This is a genomic window from Kitasatospora sp. NPDC057692, assembly GCF_042799475.1.
In the GTDB taxonomy this organism is placed as follows: domain Bacteria; phylum Actinomycetota; class Actinomycetes; order Streptomycetales; family Streptomycetaceae; genus Kitasatospora.
Window position 1 is genome coordinate 25,935 of the sequence record NZ_JBHVIV010000079.1, and the last position, 13,537, is coordinate 39,471.

15 protein-coding genes are annotated in these 13,537 nt (G+C 75.9%); 8 read left to right on the forward strand and 7 right to left on the reverse strand.

Going from position 1 to position 13,537, the window contains the following annotated elements:
* Window positions 1-41: 41 nt before the first annotated feature.
* Together ACFVFS_RS32355 and ACFVFS_RS32360 are read left to right on the forward strand one after the other, a co-directional pair.
* Window positions 42-644 carry a hypothetical protein gene (locus ACFVFS_RS32355; protein ID WP_380628395.1) on the forward strand — a complete coding sequence of 201 codons (603 nt, stop codon included), beginning with the start codon at window positions 42-44 and terminating at the stop codon, window positions 642-644.
* 121 nt (window positions 645-765) lie between these two features.
* Complete coding sequence (locus ACFVFS_RS32360) at window positions 766-2,097, forward strand: ALF repeat-containing protein (RefSeq protein WP_380628396.1); 1,332 nt, start codon at window positions 766-768, stop codon at window positions 2,095-2,097.
* Between the two features lie 133 nt (window positions 2,098-2,230).
* Here the strand turns inward: ACFVFS_RS32360 and ACFVFS_RS32365 are convergent, their stop codons facing one another.
* A complete protein-coding gene (locus ACFVFS_RS32365; RefSeq protein ID WP_380628397.1) occupies window positions 2,231-2,644 on the reverse strand; it encodes a MarR family winged helix-turn-helix transcriptional regulator in 414 nt (137 codons plus the stop codon).
* Window positions 2,645-2,697: 53 nt separating this feature from the next.
* Here ACFVFS_RS32365 and ACFVFS_RS32370 point away from each other — a divergent pair, with 53 nt between their 5' ends.
* Window positions 2,698-3,504: an SAM-dependent methyltransferase gene (locus ACFVFS_RS32370; protein WP_380628398.1), complete on the forward strand. Its 807-nt coding sequence runs from the start codon at window positions 2,698-2,700 to the stop codon at window positions 3,502-3,504.
* Between the two features lie 19 nt (window positions 3,505-3,523).
* Here the strand turns inward: ACFVFS_RS32370 and ACFVFS_RS32375 are convergent, their stop codons facing one another.
* From ACFVFS_RS32375 to ACFVFS_RS32385, 3 genes are all read right to left on the reverse strand, one after another.
* Window positions 3,524-4,597 (reverse strand): methyltransferase, encoded by a 1,074-nt coding sequence (locus tag ACFVFS_RS32375; protein WP_380628399.1) that lies wholly within the window; start codon window positions 4,595-4,597, stop codon window positions 3,524-3,526.
* Between the two features lie 135 nt (window positions 4,598-4,732).
* Entirely contained in the window at window positions 4,733-4,930 is a 198-nt protein-coding gene (locus tag ACFVFS_RS32380) for a hypothetical protein (RefSeq protein WP_380628400.1), read from the reverse strand.
* 149 nt (window positions 4,931-5,079) lie between these two features.
* A complete protein-coding gene (locus ACFVFS_RS32385; RefSeq protein ID WP_380628401.1) occupies window positions 5,080-5,898 on the reverse strand; it encodes a hypothetical protein in 819 nt (272 codons plus the stop codon).
* Between the two features lie 246 nt (window positions 5,899-6,144).
* On the opposite strand from ACFVFS_RS32385, the gene ACFVFS_RS32390 reads away from it, so the two are divergent.
* Together ACFVFS_RS32390 and ACFVFS_RS32395 are read left to right on the forward strand one after the other, a co-directional pair.
* Window positions 6,145-6,921, forward strand: coding sequence for a DUF4232 domain-containing protein (locus tag ACFVFS_RS32390; RefSeq protein ID WP_380628402.1), 777 nt, complete (start codon window positions 6,145-6,147; stop codon window positions 6,919-6,921).
* Window positions 6,922-7,028: 107 nt separating this feature from the next.
* Window positions 7,029-8,231 carry a helix-turn-helix domain-containing protein gene (locus ACFVFS_RS32395; RefSeq protein ID WP_380628403.1) on the forward strand — a complete coding sequence of 401 codons (1,203 nt, stop codon included), beginning with the start codon at window positions 7,029-7,031 and terminating at the stop codon, window positions 8,229-8,231.
* A gap of 36 nt (window positions 8,232-8,267) precedes the next feature.
* On the opposite strand, the gene ACFVFS_RS32400 is transcribed toward ACFVFS_RS32395, so the two are convergent.
* Window positions 8,268-8,645, reverse strand: coding sequence for a hypothetical protein (locus ACFVFS_RS32400; RefSeq protein WP_380628404.1), 378 nt, complete (start codon window positions 8,643-8,645; stop codon window positions 8,268-8,270).
* 191 nt (window positions 8,646-8,836) lie between these two features.
* On the opposite strand from ACFVFS_RS32400, the gene ACFVFS_RS32405 reads away from it, so the two are divergent.
* Window positions 8,837-10,048: an MFS transporter gene (locus ACFVFS_RS32405; RefSeq protein WP_380628405.1), complete on the forward strand. Its 1,212-nt coding sequence runs from the start codon at window positions 8,837-8,839 to the stop codon at window positions 10,046-10,048.
* A gap of 20 nt (window positions 10,049-10,068) precedes the next feature.
* Here ACFVFS_RS32405 and ACFVFS_RS32410 read toward each other — a convergent pair whose 3' ends face one another.
* Together ACFVFS_RS32410 and ACFVFS_RS32415 are read right to left on the reverse strand one after the other, a co-directional pair.
* Window positions 10,069-10,974 carry a LysR family transcriptional regulator gene (locus ACFVFS_RS32410; RefSeq protein WP_380628406.1) on the reverse strand — a complete coding sequence of 302 codons (906 nt, stop codon included), beginning with the start codon at window positions 10,972-10,974 and terminating at the stop codon, window positions 10,069-10,071.
* Between the two features lie 52 nt (window positions 10,975-11,026).
* A complete protein-coding gene (locus tag ACFVFS_RS32415; protein ID WP_380628407.1) occupies window positions 11,027-11,659 on the reverse strand; it encodes an HD domain-containing protein in 633 nt (210 codons plus the stop codon).
* Window positions 11,660-11,730: 71 nt separating this feature from the next.
* Between ACFVFS_RS32415 and ACFVFS_RS32420 the strand changes: the two genes are divergently transcribed.
* Together ACFVFS_RS32420 and ACFVFS_RS32425 are read left to right on the forward strand one after the other, a co-directional pair.
* Window positions 11,731-12,672 carry a GlxA family transcriptional regulator gene (locus tag ACFVFS_RS32420; protein WP_380628408.1) on the forward strand — a complete coding sequence of 314 codons (942 nt, stop codon included), beginning with the start codon at window positions 11,731-11,733 and terminating at the stop codon, window positions 12,670-12,672.
* 134 nt (window positions 12,673-12,806) lie between these two features.
* Window positions 12,807-13,415, forward strand: a complete 609-nt coding sequence (locus ACFVFS_RS32425) for an RICIN domain-containing protein (RefSeq protein WP_380628409.1) — start codon at window positions 12,807-12,809, stop codon at window positions 13,413-13,415.
* Window positions 13,416-13,537: the final 122 nt, after the last annotated feature.

A 13,537-nucleotide genomic window follows, 5' to 3' on the forward strand; every position in this document is an offset into this window, starting at 1 on the left:
AGAAGAACGACCGTGCACCGCCGACCTGGAGGAGTCCCGCGATGACCGCTTCCCGCTTCGCAGCCCGTGTCCGTTCCGCCCGCGCGGCCGCCGGTGCCGTGCTGGCGGCCGCCGCCGCCCTGCTGCCGGTGCTCGCCGGCGCCCCGGAGGCCGCCGCCTCGGCCACCGGCCTGGACAACACCTGGTCCTGTTCGGTGCCGTCCGGCTACGTCTACGACCAGATCACCGCGAGCTCGGCGTGCGGCACCAGGCCCCTGTACCACCTGCGCACCCCCGTCGACGGGCTGGTCTCCTGCGTCACCAGGACCGGCTTCGTCTACGACACCACCGCCATGTCCACCAACTGCAGCATGGCGCCGGGCAGTTCGTCGGCCTCCTACCGGCTGCGGGTGCCGGGGGACCTGGTCACCTCCTGCGTGACGGCGAGCGGCTTCGTCCACGACCTCGTCACCTACCTCCCCCAGTGCAGCCTCGCCCCGGGGACCACCAGGCCCGCCTACCGCCTGCGGACACCGGCCGACGGGCTCTGGGCCTGCTCGGTGCCGGCGGGCTGGAGCTCCTACGCCACCGTCCAGAGCCACGACTGCAGCGCCGGCACCAGGCCGACCGACATGGCCACGATGTACCGCCTCAAGGCGGTCTGACGTGCAGACAGCCGCATTTCGGAGGATTCCGGGCGGTGAAGAATTGATGGTGCGACGGTAGGGAAAGAGGCCCTATGCTTCGTGCGTTCACAGACTCTTCGTACAAAGCAGGTCTCGCCGGATGAAGCTTCCCCGGGTGTCCGCCGTCGTCGCGGCCGCTGTCCTCACCCCCGCCGTCCTCTTCCCGTCCTCGGCCCTGGCCGCCGACGCCCCCCAGCCCGCCGGTGTCTCCGGCCCCGACACCGCCTCCGAGAGCGACCCGACCCAGGAAGAGCTCGACCGCGCCGAGATCGAGAAGATCCTCGCGGACCCGGAGAGCGGCATCTCGGTGCGGGAGTGGGCCGAGAAGGCCCTCGCCGGGACGGCCGCCGACCTGCGGCGGTTCCTGGAGACCGGCCTCCAGGAAGCCCGGGTGATCGACGACCGCGTCAAGGCCATGCAGATCCTCGCCGTCGGCGGCCCGGCCGTGAAGAAGGCCGCCGAGGCCGCCCTGCGCGGCACCTACGCGGACCTCGTCGCGTTCCTCAAGACCGGCCGCTACGAGGCCCAGGCGGCGGACGACCGGCTGGAGCTCACCCGGCTCCTCGACCGGCCGACGACCGGTCGGGGCGTGCGGGAGGCGGGCGAGAAGGCCCTGCGGGTCAACACGCCCGCCGCGCTGCGGCACTTCTTCGAGGTCGAGCTCCCCAAGAACCAGGCCGACGACGACCGCGTCGAGGTCACCCGGATGATCGCCACCGGCGGTCCGGCCGTGCGGAAGGCCGCGGGCGCCGCGCTCTCCGGCACCTACGCGGACGTCGTGAAGTTCCTGAAGGAGGGCCAGTACGCGGCCCGCGCCGAGGACGACCGCGCCGAGATCTCGGCGATCGTCGCGGACCCGCAGACCGGCCCGCACACCCGCGAGGCCGCCCGGAAGGCGCTGGAGGGCGACGCGGCCGGCCTGCGCCGCTTCCTGGAGACCGAGCTGGCCGCGGTGCGGATGAGCGACAAGCGGGTGAAGGTCTCGCAGATCGCCGAGACCGGCGGGCCGGCCGTCCGGAAGGCCGCGCTCGCCGCCCTGGAGGGCACCGACCAGGCCGTCCTGGCCTTCTTGGAGAAGGGCTGGGCCGCGGCCCGAGCCGAGGACGAGGCCGCTGTGAAGCCCACCACCCCGCCCACCACCCCGCCCACCGGCGGGCCCGGCGCCCAGCCCGTCGAGCACCCGACCGGGCAGCCCTCGGCCACCCCTGCGCCGTCGGCCCCGGCGGTCGCCCCGGCCGCCCCGGTCGTCCAGGCCGGTGCCCGCAGCACGGCCGGCACCGGCCCGGCGGCCGACACCGCCGCCCGCTCCGGCCAGCTCGCCGCCACCGGCGCCGATGGTCTGGGCTGGGAGGCCGGTGCCGCCGCCGCGGCCGTCGCCGCCGGCGCGGGCCTCGTGGTGGTCTCCCGCCGCCGTCGCCCCACCGAGGGCTGACACACCCGCGCACGACGCCCGTCACCCGGCCGCCCCTCCCGGCGGCCGGGTGACACGCGTGCGCGGACCCCGCCCTGCGACGGCCCCGGCGGGCGCGGCGGCGGAGGACGTCGGGAACGGCCCGGGGCCCGGGTCAGGGCAGCAGCAGGACGGCGAGTTCGTCGAGCAGCTCGGTGACGCGGCGGGCCCGCTCCGGGTCCGGAACGGCCTTCGCGATGACCGGGCCGGCGGGCCGGGCGACGTGCTCGCGGATGGCGCGCCGGGCGACCTCGGAGGCGCTCAGCAGGGTGCGCCGCCCGTCCTGCGGGTCGGCGGCGGCGTCGAGCAGGCCGCGCTCGCGCAACCGGGCGACGGAGACCGAGACATGGCTCTGCGCGAAGCCGGTGCGGACCTGGATCTCCCGGGCGGAGGTCGCGGGGTGGCGGTACACGTCGGCGATCACGGCGATCTCGCCGGGCGTGAGGTGCGCGGAGGCCGGGTCGATGATCATGTCTCGGCCGAGTTCGGTCAACCGCTTGCCGAGCCTGAGGAGTTGCACGCCGTCCATGCCGGAATGATACATCTTCACAGATGCATCGGTGGCGATGTAGATTCCCGGCCATGACGACCGCTGAACCGCTCAGCCCGGTGTCCCGCACCGCCCTGTCCGTCGCCCTGGTGCGCGCCTACGAGAGCTCCCGCCCCGACCCGCTCTTCACCGACCCCTACGCCGCCGCGTTCGCCGCGGCCGGCGGCGTGCTTCCCGAGGCCGGACCGGACAGCGGCCTGGCCAGGGCCCTGGTCGCCCAGGGCGTGCTGCGCACCCGCTTCTACGACGACCGCCTGCTCGCCGCCGGCGCCGACCAGGTCGTGCTGCTCGCGGCGGGCCTGGACACCCGCGCCCACCGGCTCGACTGGCCGGCCGGAACCCGGGTGTTCGAACTGGACCTGGCGCCGGTCCTGGCCTTCAAGGAGCGGGTCCTGGACGGCCTGGGCGCCCGGCCGAGGAGCCTGCGCACCGTCCTGCCCGCCGACCTGCTGGAACCGCACTGGCCCGGCCGCCTGGTCGACGCCGGGTTCGACCCGGCGCGCCCCTCGGCCTGGCTGGCCGAGGGGCTGCTGGTCTACCTCGGGCCCGAGGAGGCCGCGGCCCTGCTCACCGCGGTCGCCGCGCTGGCCGCCCCGGGCAGCCGCCTGCTGCTGGAGCAGGGCCGGGACGTGAGCACCACGCCGCACGACCCGGCGCTCGCCCACGTCACCGGACTGTGGCGCGGCGGCCTCGGCCCCGGCACCGGGGACTGGCTCGACCGGCACGGCTGGACCACCGGCGGCGTCTCGCTGGAGACGCTCGCGCGGCGCTACGGCCGTCCGCTGCCGGGCCCCTCCACCGCGGGCTTCCTCGAAGCGGTCCGGCGCACGGCGGCCTGAGCGGGCGTCACCTACCCGCTCAGGCCGCGACCGCCTCGACCACCGACAGCACGGCCGGCGTGGGGATCACCCGGGACAGCCGCAGGCCGGCCCGCGCGAGGAGCTCCGCGAAGTCGGCCTCGGTGCGCTCACGGCCGGTCAGCGACGCCATCATCATGAGGTCCAGGTCCTTGGACTGGTGGGGCGCGTTGCCCGGCGGGACCACGGCGTCCAGCACCAGCACCCGGCCGCCCGGGCGCAGCGCCCGGGCACAGTGGCCGAGCAGGGTCACGCACGCCTCGTCGTCCCAGTCGTGGGTGATCCGCTTGAGCATCAGGACGTCACCGGCGGGCACGGCGGCGAAGAAGTCGCCCTCCTGCGCCGTCCAGCGGCCCGCGATCTCCGGGTGCGCGCCCAGCCGGTTCCCGGCGAGGACGTGGGAGCGGTCGGACAGCACGCCCTCCAGGCCCGGGTTGCGGCGCAGCACCTCCAGCAGCAGACCGCCGTGGCCGCCGCCGATGTCCACCACCGTGCCGTCCGGCGGGAAGTCGTAGGCGGCCGCGATGGGCGCGTTCTCCTGGTCGGACATCGCCGCCATGCCCACGTGGAAGACGGCGGCGGTCCGCTCGTCCTTGGCGAAGTGGTCGAAGAACGGCATTCCGAAGATGTTCTCGAAGGCCGTGGTGCCCTCGGTCAGACAGTGCGTCAGCTCCCCGGCCGGCCGCCACATGGTGCGGTCGGTGAGCATCTGGACGGCCGTCCGCACCGAGTAGGGGACGTCACCGCGCAGCGCCTGCCCGGCCTCGGTGAGGGTGAACCGGCCCCGTTCGTCCTCGGCCACCACGCCCCGGGTGGCGAGCAGCCGCAGCACCCGGTACAGGTTGCGGGCGTCGGTGCCGGTCGCGGCGGCCAGTTCGGCGGCCGTGGCCGGGCCGTTCGCCAGGTGGTCGGCCACACCGACGTCGGCGGCGGCCCGCAGGGCGGCGGGGAAGAGGAAGCCGAGGGCCTCGTCGACGAGGAAGGCGGCGGAGCGCCGCAGCCCCTCCTCCCCGGGTCCCGTCGCCGCCGCCTCCTGCGCCCGCCCGCCGGTGGTCCGGTCCTGGTGCTCGCTCATCGCGTCCTCCTCCTCGGGGCCGTACGTCCGCCGGGGACCCTGCCCAGCGGCACCCGCCCCGAAGCCCGCCGCCCCGCGATCCCGCCCCATCGAGTGCCGGACGCCCCGCCTCCGGATCCGCCGCCGCGGACCCGGCTACTCCCCGGCCGGATCGGCGGGTTCGAGCAGCCCCAGGGCGTCCAGCAGCAGCCGGCAGTCCTCGGCGTCGCGGGCACGGGACGCCACCGCGCGCCGTGCCCGGGCCCGGACCTCGGGCGGCCCCGGGGCACCTGGCGGGGCGAACAGCTCGCCCATCGTCTGCAGTTCACGGTTGGGTCGAATCGCCGCCGCCACTTTCGCCTCCCCGTTCGAATCGTGTCGATCGTCCAGCGTACTGCGCCCGTCGGACATCCGGGACGGCCGCCGCCCGCCGTCCCGTGCATGCGTTCCGGGTACCGGGGTACCCCGGCGAGCCGCACCGGTGGGACCGACCCAGGCCGGGGTCAGTCCCACCGCCCGCGCTCGGCGGCCGCGCGGACCTCGGCCAGGGCCCGCTCGCGGTCGACGGGCGGCGGTCGGAACCGGCCGGCGGCCACCCGGACGTGCTCCTCCCAGCGGTCCCGCCAGAAGTCGACCGTCCACCCGGGCCAGCGCTCCGGCATGTCGTGGGCCTCCGCCGACGCTCCGAGCGTCCACCACCCCACCCGGCGCCGGAGCGGATCGACATGGAGCCCGGCTTCGGCGTCCACCCGGCACACCCCGTGCTCAGGCGCCCCCGCCAGCCGGTCGAGCAGTGCGGCGCCCTCCCGGATCGGGTGGTCGGCGGTGTTCGCCACCACGTGGCAGCCGTCCGACCCGACCGTCACCACCGCGACCGTCGGCTCCGGGTGCACGAGGTCCTCGTCGTCCGGTGCCAGCACGGTCCCGGGCCAGGTGCCGCGTCCGCGGTCCCGCACCGCCTCCGGGTCCAGTCCCAGGTAGGTCCGCAGGTCCGCGTTGCCGTCGTACGCCCACCGCACCTCCCACCCCGGCCAGGCCTGCCGCAACAGCTCCAGGGCCGCGGCGCGGTGCCGCAGTCCGGCGCTCGGCCCCTCCCAGGCGAACAGCAGCAGGACCCGCCGGCCGAGGTCGATGAGGGCCGCCCCCTGACAGAGGACGTCGTCCAGCCACCAGTCGTCCACGTGCAGCCGCCGGACCATCGCGAGTGCCGCGGTCGGCCCGGCCAGCAGGTCGAGGTCGATCCCCACGGCACCGAACCGGGAGACGTAGAGCTCGTACTCGCCGCTCTCGCGGACCACGACGAAGTTCGCACGATCGGCCACGGGCCCCAGCATGCCCGGCCCCGGGACCGGGCCGCCACCGGATTCCGTCCCCGGAACGTTCCGCCGCGCCGTTCCAGGCGCACGTGTTTCCGCAGGTCGGACGGGGCGGAATCGTTCCAGCGTGCCGGATCGGCGGGCAGGGCTGGCGGCCGGGACGGACGGCGGGCCAGAGTGCTGCTCGGCGGGGCGCCGACCGCGGCGCCGACCGTCCCTTCCATTCAGACCTGCACCTCCTCGGGGATCCTCATGTCCATTCGCCGCGCCCTCGTCGTTCCGGCCGTGCTCGCCGGTGCCGTCCTCGCCCTGACCGCCTGCGGGCCCGACAACCCGAACGACGCGCCGCAGCCGGCGAAGCAGACCTCGGCCGCCGACCCGAAGCCCGCCGACCCGAAGCCCGCGGATCCGAAGCCGGCCGACCCCAAGTCCGCCGCCCCGGACCCGGCGGCCCCGGGGAGCGCGGCCCCGAAGCCCGCCGACCCCGCGCCCGGCGCGACCGCCCCGGCGCCGTCCGGGAAGCCGACGGCGGGCGGCACCTCAGGGGGAGCGGGTGACGACTCCTACGCCTACGCCCACCCGTGCGAGGGCAAGGACCTGACGGTGCGGGTGACCGCCCGGCCCGAGGCGCCGAACCAGCGGGTGATCGAGGTGCGCAACCAGGGCCCGCACGCCTGCGGCCTGTCCTACTACCCGCTGGTCGGCCTGGGCGACTCGCGCGCCGCCGACCGCGCCAAGGACGTCAGGCCGCTGGTGCCCGGCGGCCTCGGCGGAGCCCCCGCCTACCCGGTGGGCGCCGGGAAGAGCGCGTACGCGGTGATCGACCTCAACCCCGGCGGCGCGGCCGCCGGCACCGCGCCCGGCGTCGACCAGCTCAACGTGCTGCCCGACGACCGCCTGCCCACCGCGGAGACCCGCAACTTCCCGCTCGGCCCCGGCGCGAAGGTCCAGGGGCCGAAGCTGGGCCTGTACCGGAGCAGCGTCGCGGACGCGGCCGCCAGTGCGGCCACCGCGGACCAGCGGCCCTGAGTCTGCCCGAAAGTGCAGGCGGATTGGGGCCCTCGGAGCGGCTCCCGGTAGCGTGAGCTGCGGTTTCGGCGGGACGCCGGGCCGGGCCGCGGTTCGGGGGAGTCAGAGTGGGCGTGGAGACCGACGAGTTCGCCGGGATGCTGAGGGCGTTGAAGGAACGCTCCGGCCACAGCTACGGCGTGCTCGCGGCCCGGTTGCACGTCAGCACCTCCACGCTGCACCGCTACTGCAATGGTGCGGCGGTCCCCGTCGAGTACGCGCCGGTGGAGCGGTTCGCCCGGGCCTGCGGGGCGGACGGCGGCGAACTCGTCGACCTGCACCGCCGCTGGATCGTGGCGGACGCGGCGCGGCGCCGAGAGGCGGGCGCGGCGACGCCGAAGCCCCGGCCGGAGCCGGAGCCCGCCCCGGTGTCGACGGCGGTGCCGCCGCCGGGCCCGGCGACCGCGAGCGGCCGACGGCGCCTCAGGGCGCTGGTCGGCACGGTGGTCGTGCTCGGCCTGGTCGCCGCCGTCTCGGCGTTCCTCCTGCGCGGCAGCGCCCAACCCGCGGCCGTCCCCTCCGCCACGCACGTGCTCCCCGGTTCCCCGCCCCCGAGCGCGGGACCCTCGAACACGCCGCCCCCGGGCGCCGCGCCGTCGGACCCGGGGACGCCGAGCGCCACGGCCACGGCGCCGGCCGACGACACCTCCGCCCCCTTCCACGTCAACGTCCTGACCGACAACTGGGGCAGCCCCTGCGACCAGTGGTTCCTGTCCCCGCGCGCCCCTGGCCGGGTGGCCGCGCCGCCGGACACCGCCGCGGACGTCGACAGCTGGGCGGCCGCCCACCAGGCCGTCCCCGGCGGGCACCTGCGCCTCCAGCTGACCGCCCAGGGATCCGGCGCCACACCGGTCGTCCTGCACGCCGTGTACGTCCAGGTCGTCAGCACCCGACCGGCGCCCAAGGGGAACGCCTACACCCCGGGCTCAGGGTGCGGCGGCGGCCTCACCCCGGCCTCCTTCGCGGTGGACCTCGACGCCCCGGCGCCCCGGGCCACCGCCGTGCCGGACCGGGAGGGCACCGGCGGGTCCACCCCCTCGAACTTCCCCTACCGCGTCTCCGCGACCGATCCGCAGGTCGTCAACATCGACGCCGGCACGGCCGCGCAGGACGTCTCCTGGTACCTCGACCTGGTCTGGAGCAGCGGCGACCGCCAGGGCCGGCTCCGCGTCGACGACCACGGCCGCCCCTTCCGCACCGTAGGCGTCCGCGGTGCGGACGCCTATTTCTACAACGGGAGGAGCTGGGAGCAGACCGAGCCCGACCTCTGACCCCCCCGTGCCGCGCCCGGGGGCCGGGCCTCCGGGTCAGAGCAGGGTGAGGACGTCCTGGTGCAGCTCGTCGAGGACGAAGCCGTTGTCCCACCGGACCCGGACCGTCACCCGCCGCCCCTGCCCCTGGTACGCGGCCCACTGCGGCTCCAGCTCGGCGATCTCCGCCGCCAGCCGCTCGCGGCTCGCCTCCGGCATGGTGTGCCCGTAGTCCTCGAAGAGCGCCTTGAGCCGCTGGTACTCGCGGACCTCCTGGCTCTGGGGGAGCTCCCCGTGCACCCGCTCGACGGTGCCCTCCAGCCCGGCCCCGAGCGTGAGGAACCCGACGACCGCCCCGGGCTCCCCGGCGAGCGCCTCACCGATCCCGAGGTCCTCGGCCAGCCGGACGCGGCGGCCCTCCTCCAGGGTGGTCATCCGTGCTCCGCCTCTCCGTCGATCGGTGCCGCTGCCCCAGCCGGCCTCGGAGGTCACGCTACCCGGCTCCCGGCGGCAGGGGTGACACGCGACCGGCGGGGCGGCACGGCCCGCGATCGATGAGCCGGGCTCATCGATCGATGAGGTCATCGATCTTGTTCGGCCCTTCCGCCGGCTGATGGGCTGATCGCATGACAAACGCGGAAGCCCTCGTACCACCGGCCGCTCCGGCCACCACCCCGCAGCGCTGGGCGCCGGTCCTCGCCGTCGCACTCGCCACCTTCACCGTGGTGTCCTCGGAGATGATGCCGGTCGGCCTGCTCACCGGGATGTCGCACAGCCTCGGGGTCAGCGACGGGGTCACCGGACTCTCCCTCACCATCACCGGCCTGATCGCCGCCGCCCTCGCCCCCTTCACCCCGAGGCTGGTCGCCGGGCGCGAGCGCAGGGCCGTCCTGGTGGCCTTCATGGTGCTGCTCGGCCTGGCGAACGCGCTGTCCGCCCTGGCGCCGAACTTCGCCGTCCTCGCGATCGGCCGGATCCTGCTCGGCGCGGCGATGGGCGTCGTCTGGGGCCTGGCCACGAGCCTCGGCCCGCGCCTCGCCGACGGCCCGCGGACCGCCCTCGCGATGACGCTGATCTTCTCCGGCGTCTCCATCGCCTCCGTGCTCGGCGTCCCGCTGGGGACCTACCTGGCCGCGCTGCTCGACTGGCGCTTCGCGTTCTGGACGCTCGCCGCCCTCGGTGCCGTCTGCGCCGCCGTCCTCGCCGCCGTGCTGCCCGCCCTGCCCGCGCCGACGGCGCACGAGGGCGAACGGCCGGTCGGGCCGGCCGCCGCCCTGCGCCACCGCGGCGTGGCCGTCGGCATCGCCGTCACCGCCTTCGTCGTGCTCGGCCACTTCGCCGGCTACACCTACGTCCGCCCCGTCCTCGAAGCGGACGCGGGCCTGAGCAGCGGCGTGATCGCCGCCTGCCTGCTGGTCTACGGGGTGGCGGGCGTCGCCGGGAACTTCACCCTCGGCCCGCTGTCCGGCCGCCACCCGAAGGCGGCCGTCACCGCCGCCCTCGGCGGTGTCACGCTGGCCGCCGTGCTGCTCCCGCACGCCACGGGCGGCGTTGTCACGGTGCTGCTCGTCCTCGTCCTCTGGGGCCTCGCGTACGGCGGGGTGTCGGTCTCCACCCAGGCCTGGGTGCGCACCGCAGCCCCGGCCGCGATCGAGGCCTCGGCGGCCGTCTGGGCGGGCGTGTTCAACGCGGGCATCGCGCTCGGCTCCCTGGCCGGCGGCCTGGTGGTGGACCGGGCCGGGAACCGCGCCGTCCTGCTCACCGCGGCGGGGCTGGCCGCCGCCGGGCTGCTGCTCGCCGTCCTGTCGCGGCCGCTCGACCGGCGGCCGGGCCGGTAGCCACGGCGCCGGCCCCCGACTCAGTCGAGCCGCCCGGCCAGCAGGCCGGTGAACCTTGCGGCCAGCGGGTGCGGCCGCCCCTCCCTCTGGACCACCTCCAGGGAGGTCGGCTCCAACTCGGGCACCGGCAGGTAGCGGATGTCCGGCCGTTGGACGTAGCCCGTGCTGCGCTCGCACAGCAGCAGACCCTGGCGGGTGCTGGCCACCATCGACAGGCCCTCCTGGAGGGTGGCCGCGCCCGCCGGGTAGGACAGCGCCCGCCCGCTCGGCGTCCGCCGGGGCGCGTTCACCTGCCGCCAGTACTCGGGGGCCGGGCCGCGCGGCTCGATCAGCGGCAGCCCGGCCAGCTCGTCGGCGCCCACCGCGCCCTCGGCCTCCGCGAGGCGCTGCGCGGAGTTGACCGCGAGGTACACCGGCTGCCGGGAGAACGTCATCAGCACCTCCAGCCCCGGTTCCCGGCACGGGGCGAGCACGATGGCCAGGTCCACCTCGCCCCGGGCGAGCCGGGAGAACGGGTCCGCCCACGGGAGTTCGACCAGCCGGGTGGTGCCCTCCGGCAGGCCCGCGATCACCCGGGCCACCGGCTCGTACACCGCGCACTGGAAGCCCAGCCGCAGCGGCCGGTCCGTGGCGGCCCGGGCGCGGGCGGCGTCGTAGCCCTCCCGGAGCCGCTCGAAGGCGGGCACCACCTGCTCGGCCAGGACCCGCCCCAGCTCGGTCAGCTCCACCCGCCGGCTGGTCCGTCGGAACACCGGGGCGCCGACCCGGTGCTCCAGACGCTTGATCAGCTGGGAGACCCGCCCCTGCGAGACACCGAGGCGCAGCGCCGTCCGCCCGAAGTGCAGCTGGTGGACGAGGACGGCGAAGCACTCCAGCTCCTGCAGCGGCAGTTCGGGCAGGGGCGGGGCCGGCGTCGGTGGTTCCACCTCGACAGCCTACGCCCGGACGGGCTCCCCGCCGCCGCGGGCCCGCCCCGGCTCACTCCCCCCAGGGGCAGGAGGCCGCGGCGCGCTCCAGCTCGGTCACGCCCTCGGCCCGGCGCTCCCGCAGGAGTTCGCCGCCGATGGAGTAGCGGGGCGACGCGGCGTCCGACCGGGCGGCCCGCTCCACGATCGCGTCCACGAGGGAGCGCACCATCGACAGGCGCGGATGGGCGGCGTGGATCCGCTTCTCCCAGGGGGAGACGACCTCGGCGTTGCGCCCGAAGTCGCTGCCCACGCCCTCCCGGGTGAGATGGCACAGCAGGCCGCGGCGCTCGGCGATCCCGGGTGAGGTGTGCAGGGCGATCGCCTCCCACACCCGGTCGACGTCCGGCTCGGGAACGCCGTGTCGCCGCAGCAGCTCCGCCGCCAGGTCCGCGCCCTCCACCTCGAAGCGGGCCGCGCCCGTCGCGAGCTCGCCGGTTCCCAGATCGTGCAGCACGGTCGCGGCGAACAGCAGGTCGCGGTCGTAGGCGGCGTCCCCCAGGCACCCCTCGTGGGCGGCGATGAGCTCGGCGAACAGGAAGCTGCGCACGCTGTGGTTGGCCACCGGGGGAGTCTCGGTGGCCCGGGCGGCGGCGAGGACGGCTTCGGCCAGGGGGCCGGTCGGCAGGTCGAGTGAGAAGTCCATGGACGCAGGCTACGAATCCTCCGCCGCCCCCGGACAGTGGCACGAGGGGCGGCTACCGCTAGGATCGTGCCATGTCGACCGAGGAGGAGCACCGGATCGCGGTGCTGGCGCTTCCGGGGGTGCTCCCGCTGGACCTGGGCATCCCGGTGCAGGCCTTCGGCCCGGACCCGCGCTACCGGGTCACCGTCTGCGCCGACCCGGCGGCCGGTCCGGTCCGCAGCGGCGGCTTCACCGTCACCGCGCCCGCCGGGCTGGAGGCGCTGCGGGAGGCGGACACCGTCGTCGTCCCCGGCTACGAGGAGCCGCAGGCCGCGCCGCCCGCCGCCGTGCTGTCGGCGATCCGCTCCGCGCACGACCGCGGGGCGCGGCTGGTGTCGATCTGCACCGGGGCGTTCGCGCTGGCCGCCGCCGGCCTGCTGGACGGGCGCCCGGCGACGACCCACTGGCGGGACGCCGCCGACCTTCAGCGCCGGTACCCCCGGGTCGACGTGCGCCCCAACCTGCTCTTCGTCGACGACGGTGACATCCTCACCTCGGCGGGGGTCACCGCCGGCATCGACCTGTGCCTGCACATCATCCGGCGCGACCACGGCGCCGCGGTGGCCAACAACCGGGCCCGGGCGCTCGTCGCCCCGCCCCAGCGGCCGGGTGACCAGGCGCAGTTCGTCGAGCGCTTCCGGCCCGTCGACCGCGGTGCGGAGCTCGCACCGGTCCGCGCCTGGATGCTCGGCAACCTCGCGGAGCGCCACAGCGTGGACGACCTGGCCCGCCGTGCGCACATGTCCCGCCGGACCTTCATCCGGCGCTTCCAGCAGGAGACGGACACCTCGCCGATGGCCTGGCTGACCGCCGCCCGCCTCGACTGGGCCCGCGAACTCCTGGAGACGACCGCCGCGCCCGTCGAGCAGATCGCCCGGCTCAGCGGCCTGGGCAGCCCCGCCGCCTTCCGGGCGGCCTTCCACCGCCACGTCGGCACGTCCCCGACGGACTACCGGACCGCCTTCCGCCGCTGACGCCGCCGCCCCGCGCCTCCCCGCCGGTGTCGAAGCTCGGCCATGATCGGAACGGCCGGTACTCGACTGTCCGCGGCCGCCACCGGGCCCCTAGCCTCACTGGTCTGAACCAGTCACGCGAAGGGACTCCAATCATGAACCGTCTCAGACGAGTTGGATCGATCCTCGGCGCCGCCACGGCGGCACTGGCCCTGTGCGCCGGACCTGCGGCCGCGGTCGGGCAGCCCGCGGCGCCGGCGGCGTCCGAGCCGGCGCCCGGCAGCACCCTCGCGGCGAGCCCGGCGGCGGGCGGGTCGGCCGGCTCGTTCGCCCGGAGCTACACGCTCACCAGCCTCAGCCCCGCGGCCGACGGCAGGTGCCTGGACGTCTGGGACTGGGGCAACGGGCCGTGGATCCAGATGTGGGGCTGTCACGGCGGCGCCAACCAGTCGTGGAACGTCTCGTACAACAGCGTCAGCCACGGCTACCAGATCCAGAGCAACGCCAGCGGCAAGTGCGTCGACGGCTTCCGGGGCCGGGGGCAGCAGGTCGTCCAGCTCCCGTGCGACAACAGCCCCTCACAGGCCTGGATCGTGCCCGCGAGCGCAGGCCGCTGGCGCTTCGTCAACCTCCAGTTCCCCGGCTCCTTCCCCTTCCCCGGCCAGACCGGCCAGTGCCTGGACATCTACGACTGGGGCCGCGGCGACGTGGTCCAGCTGTGGGACTGCGGGGGCCAGGGCAACCAGGAGTGGTGGTACAACTGATCCGCCCCGGGGCCTGAACACGGCCGTGGGGCGGGGCGGGCCCCCCCCCGCCCCCCGCCCCGCGGGGTTTAACCGGTGTGATGTCCCCCCCCGCAGAATGGCAGCCCGACCGCCCGGGCGGT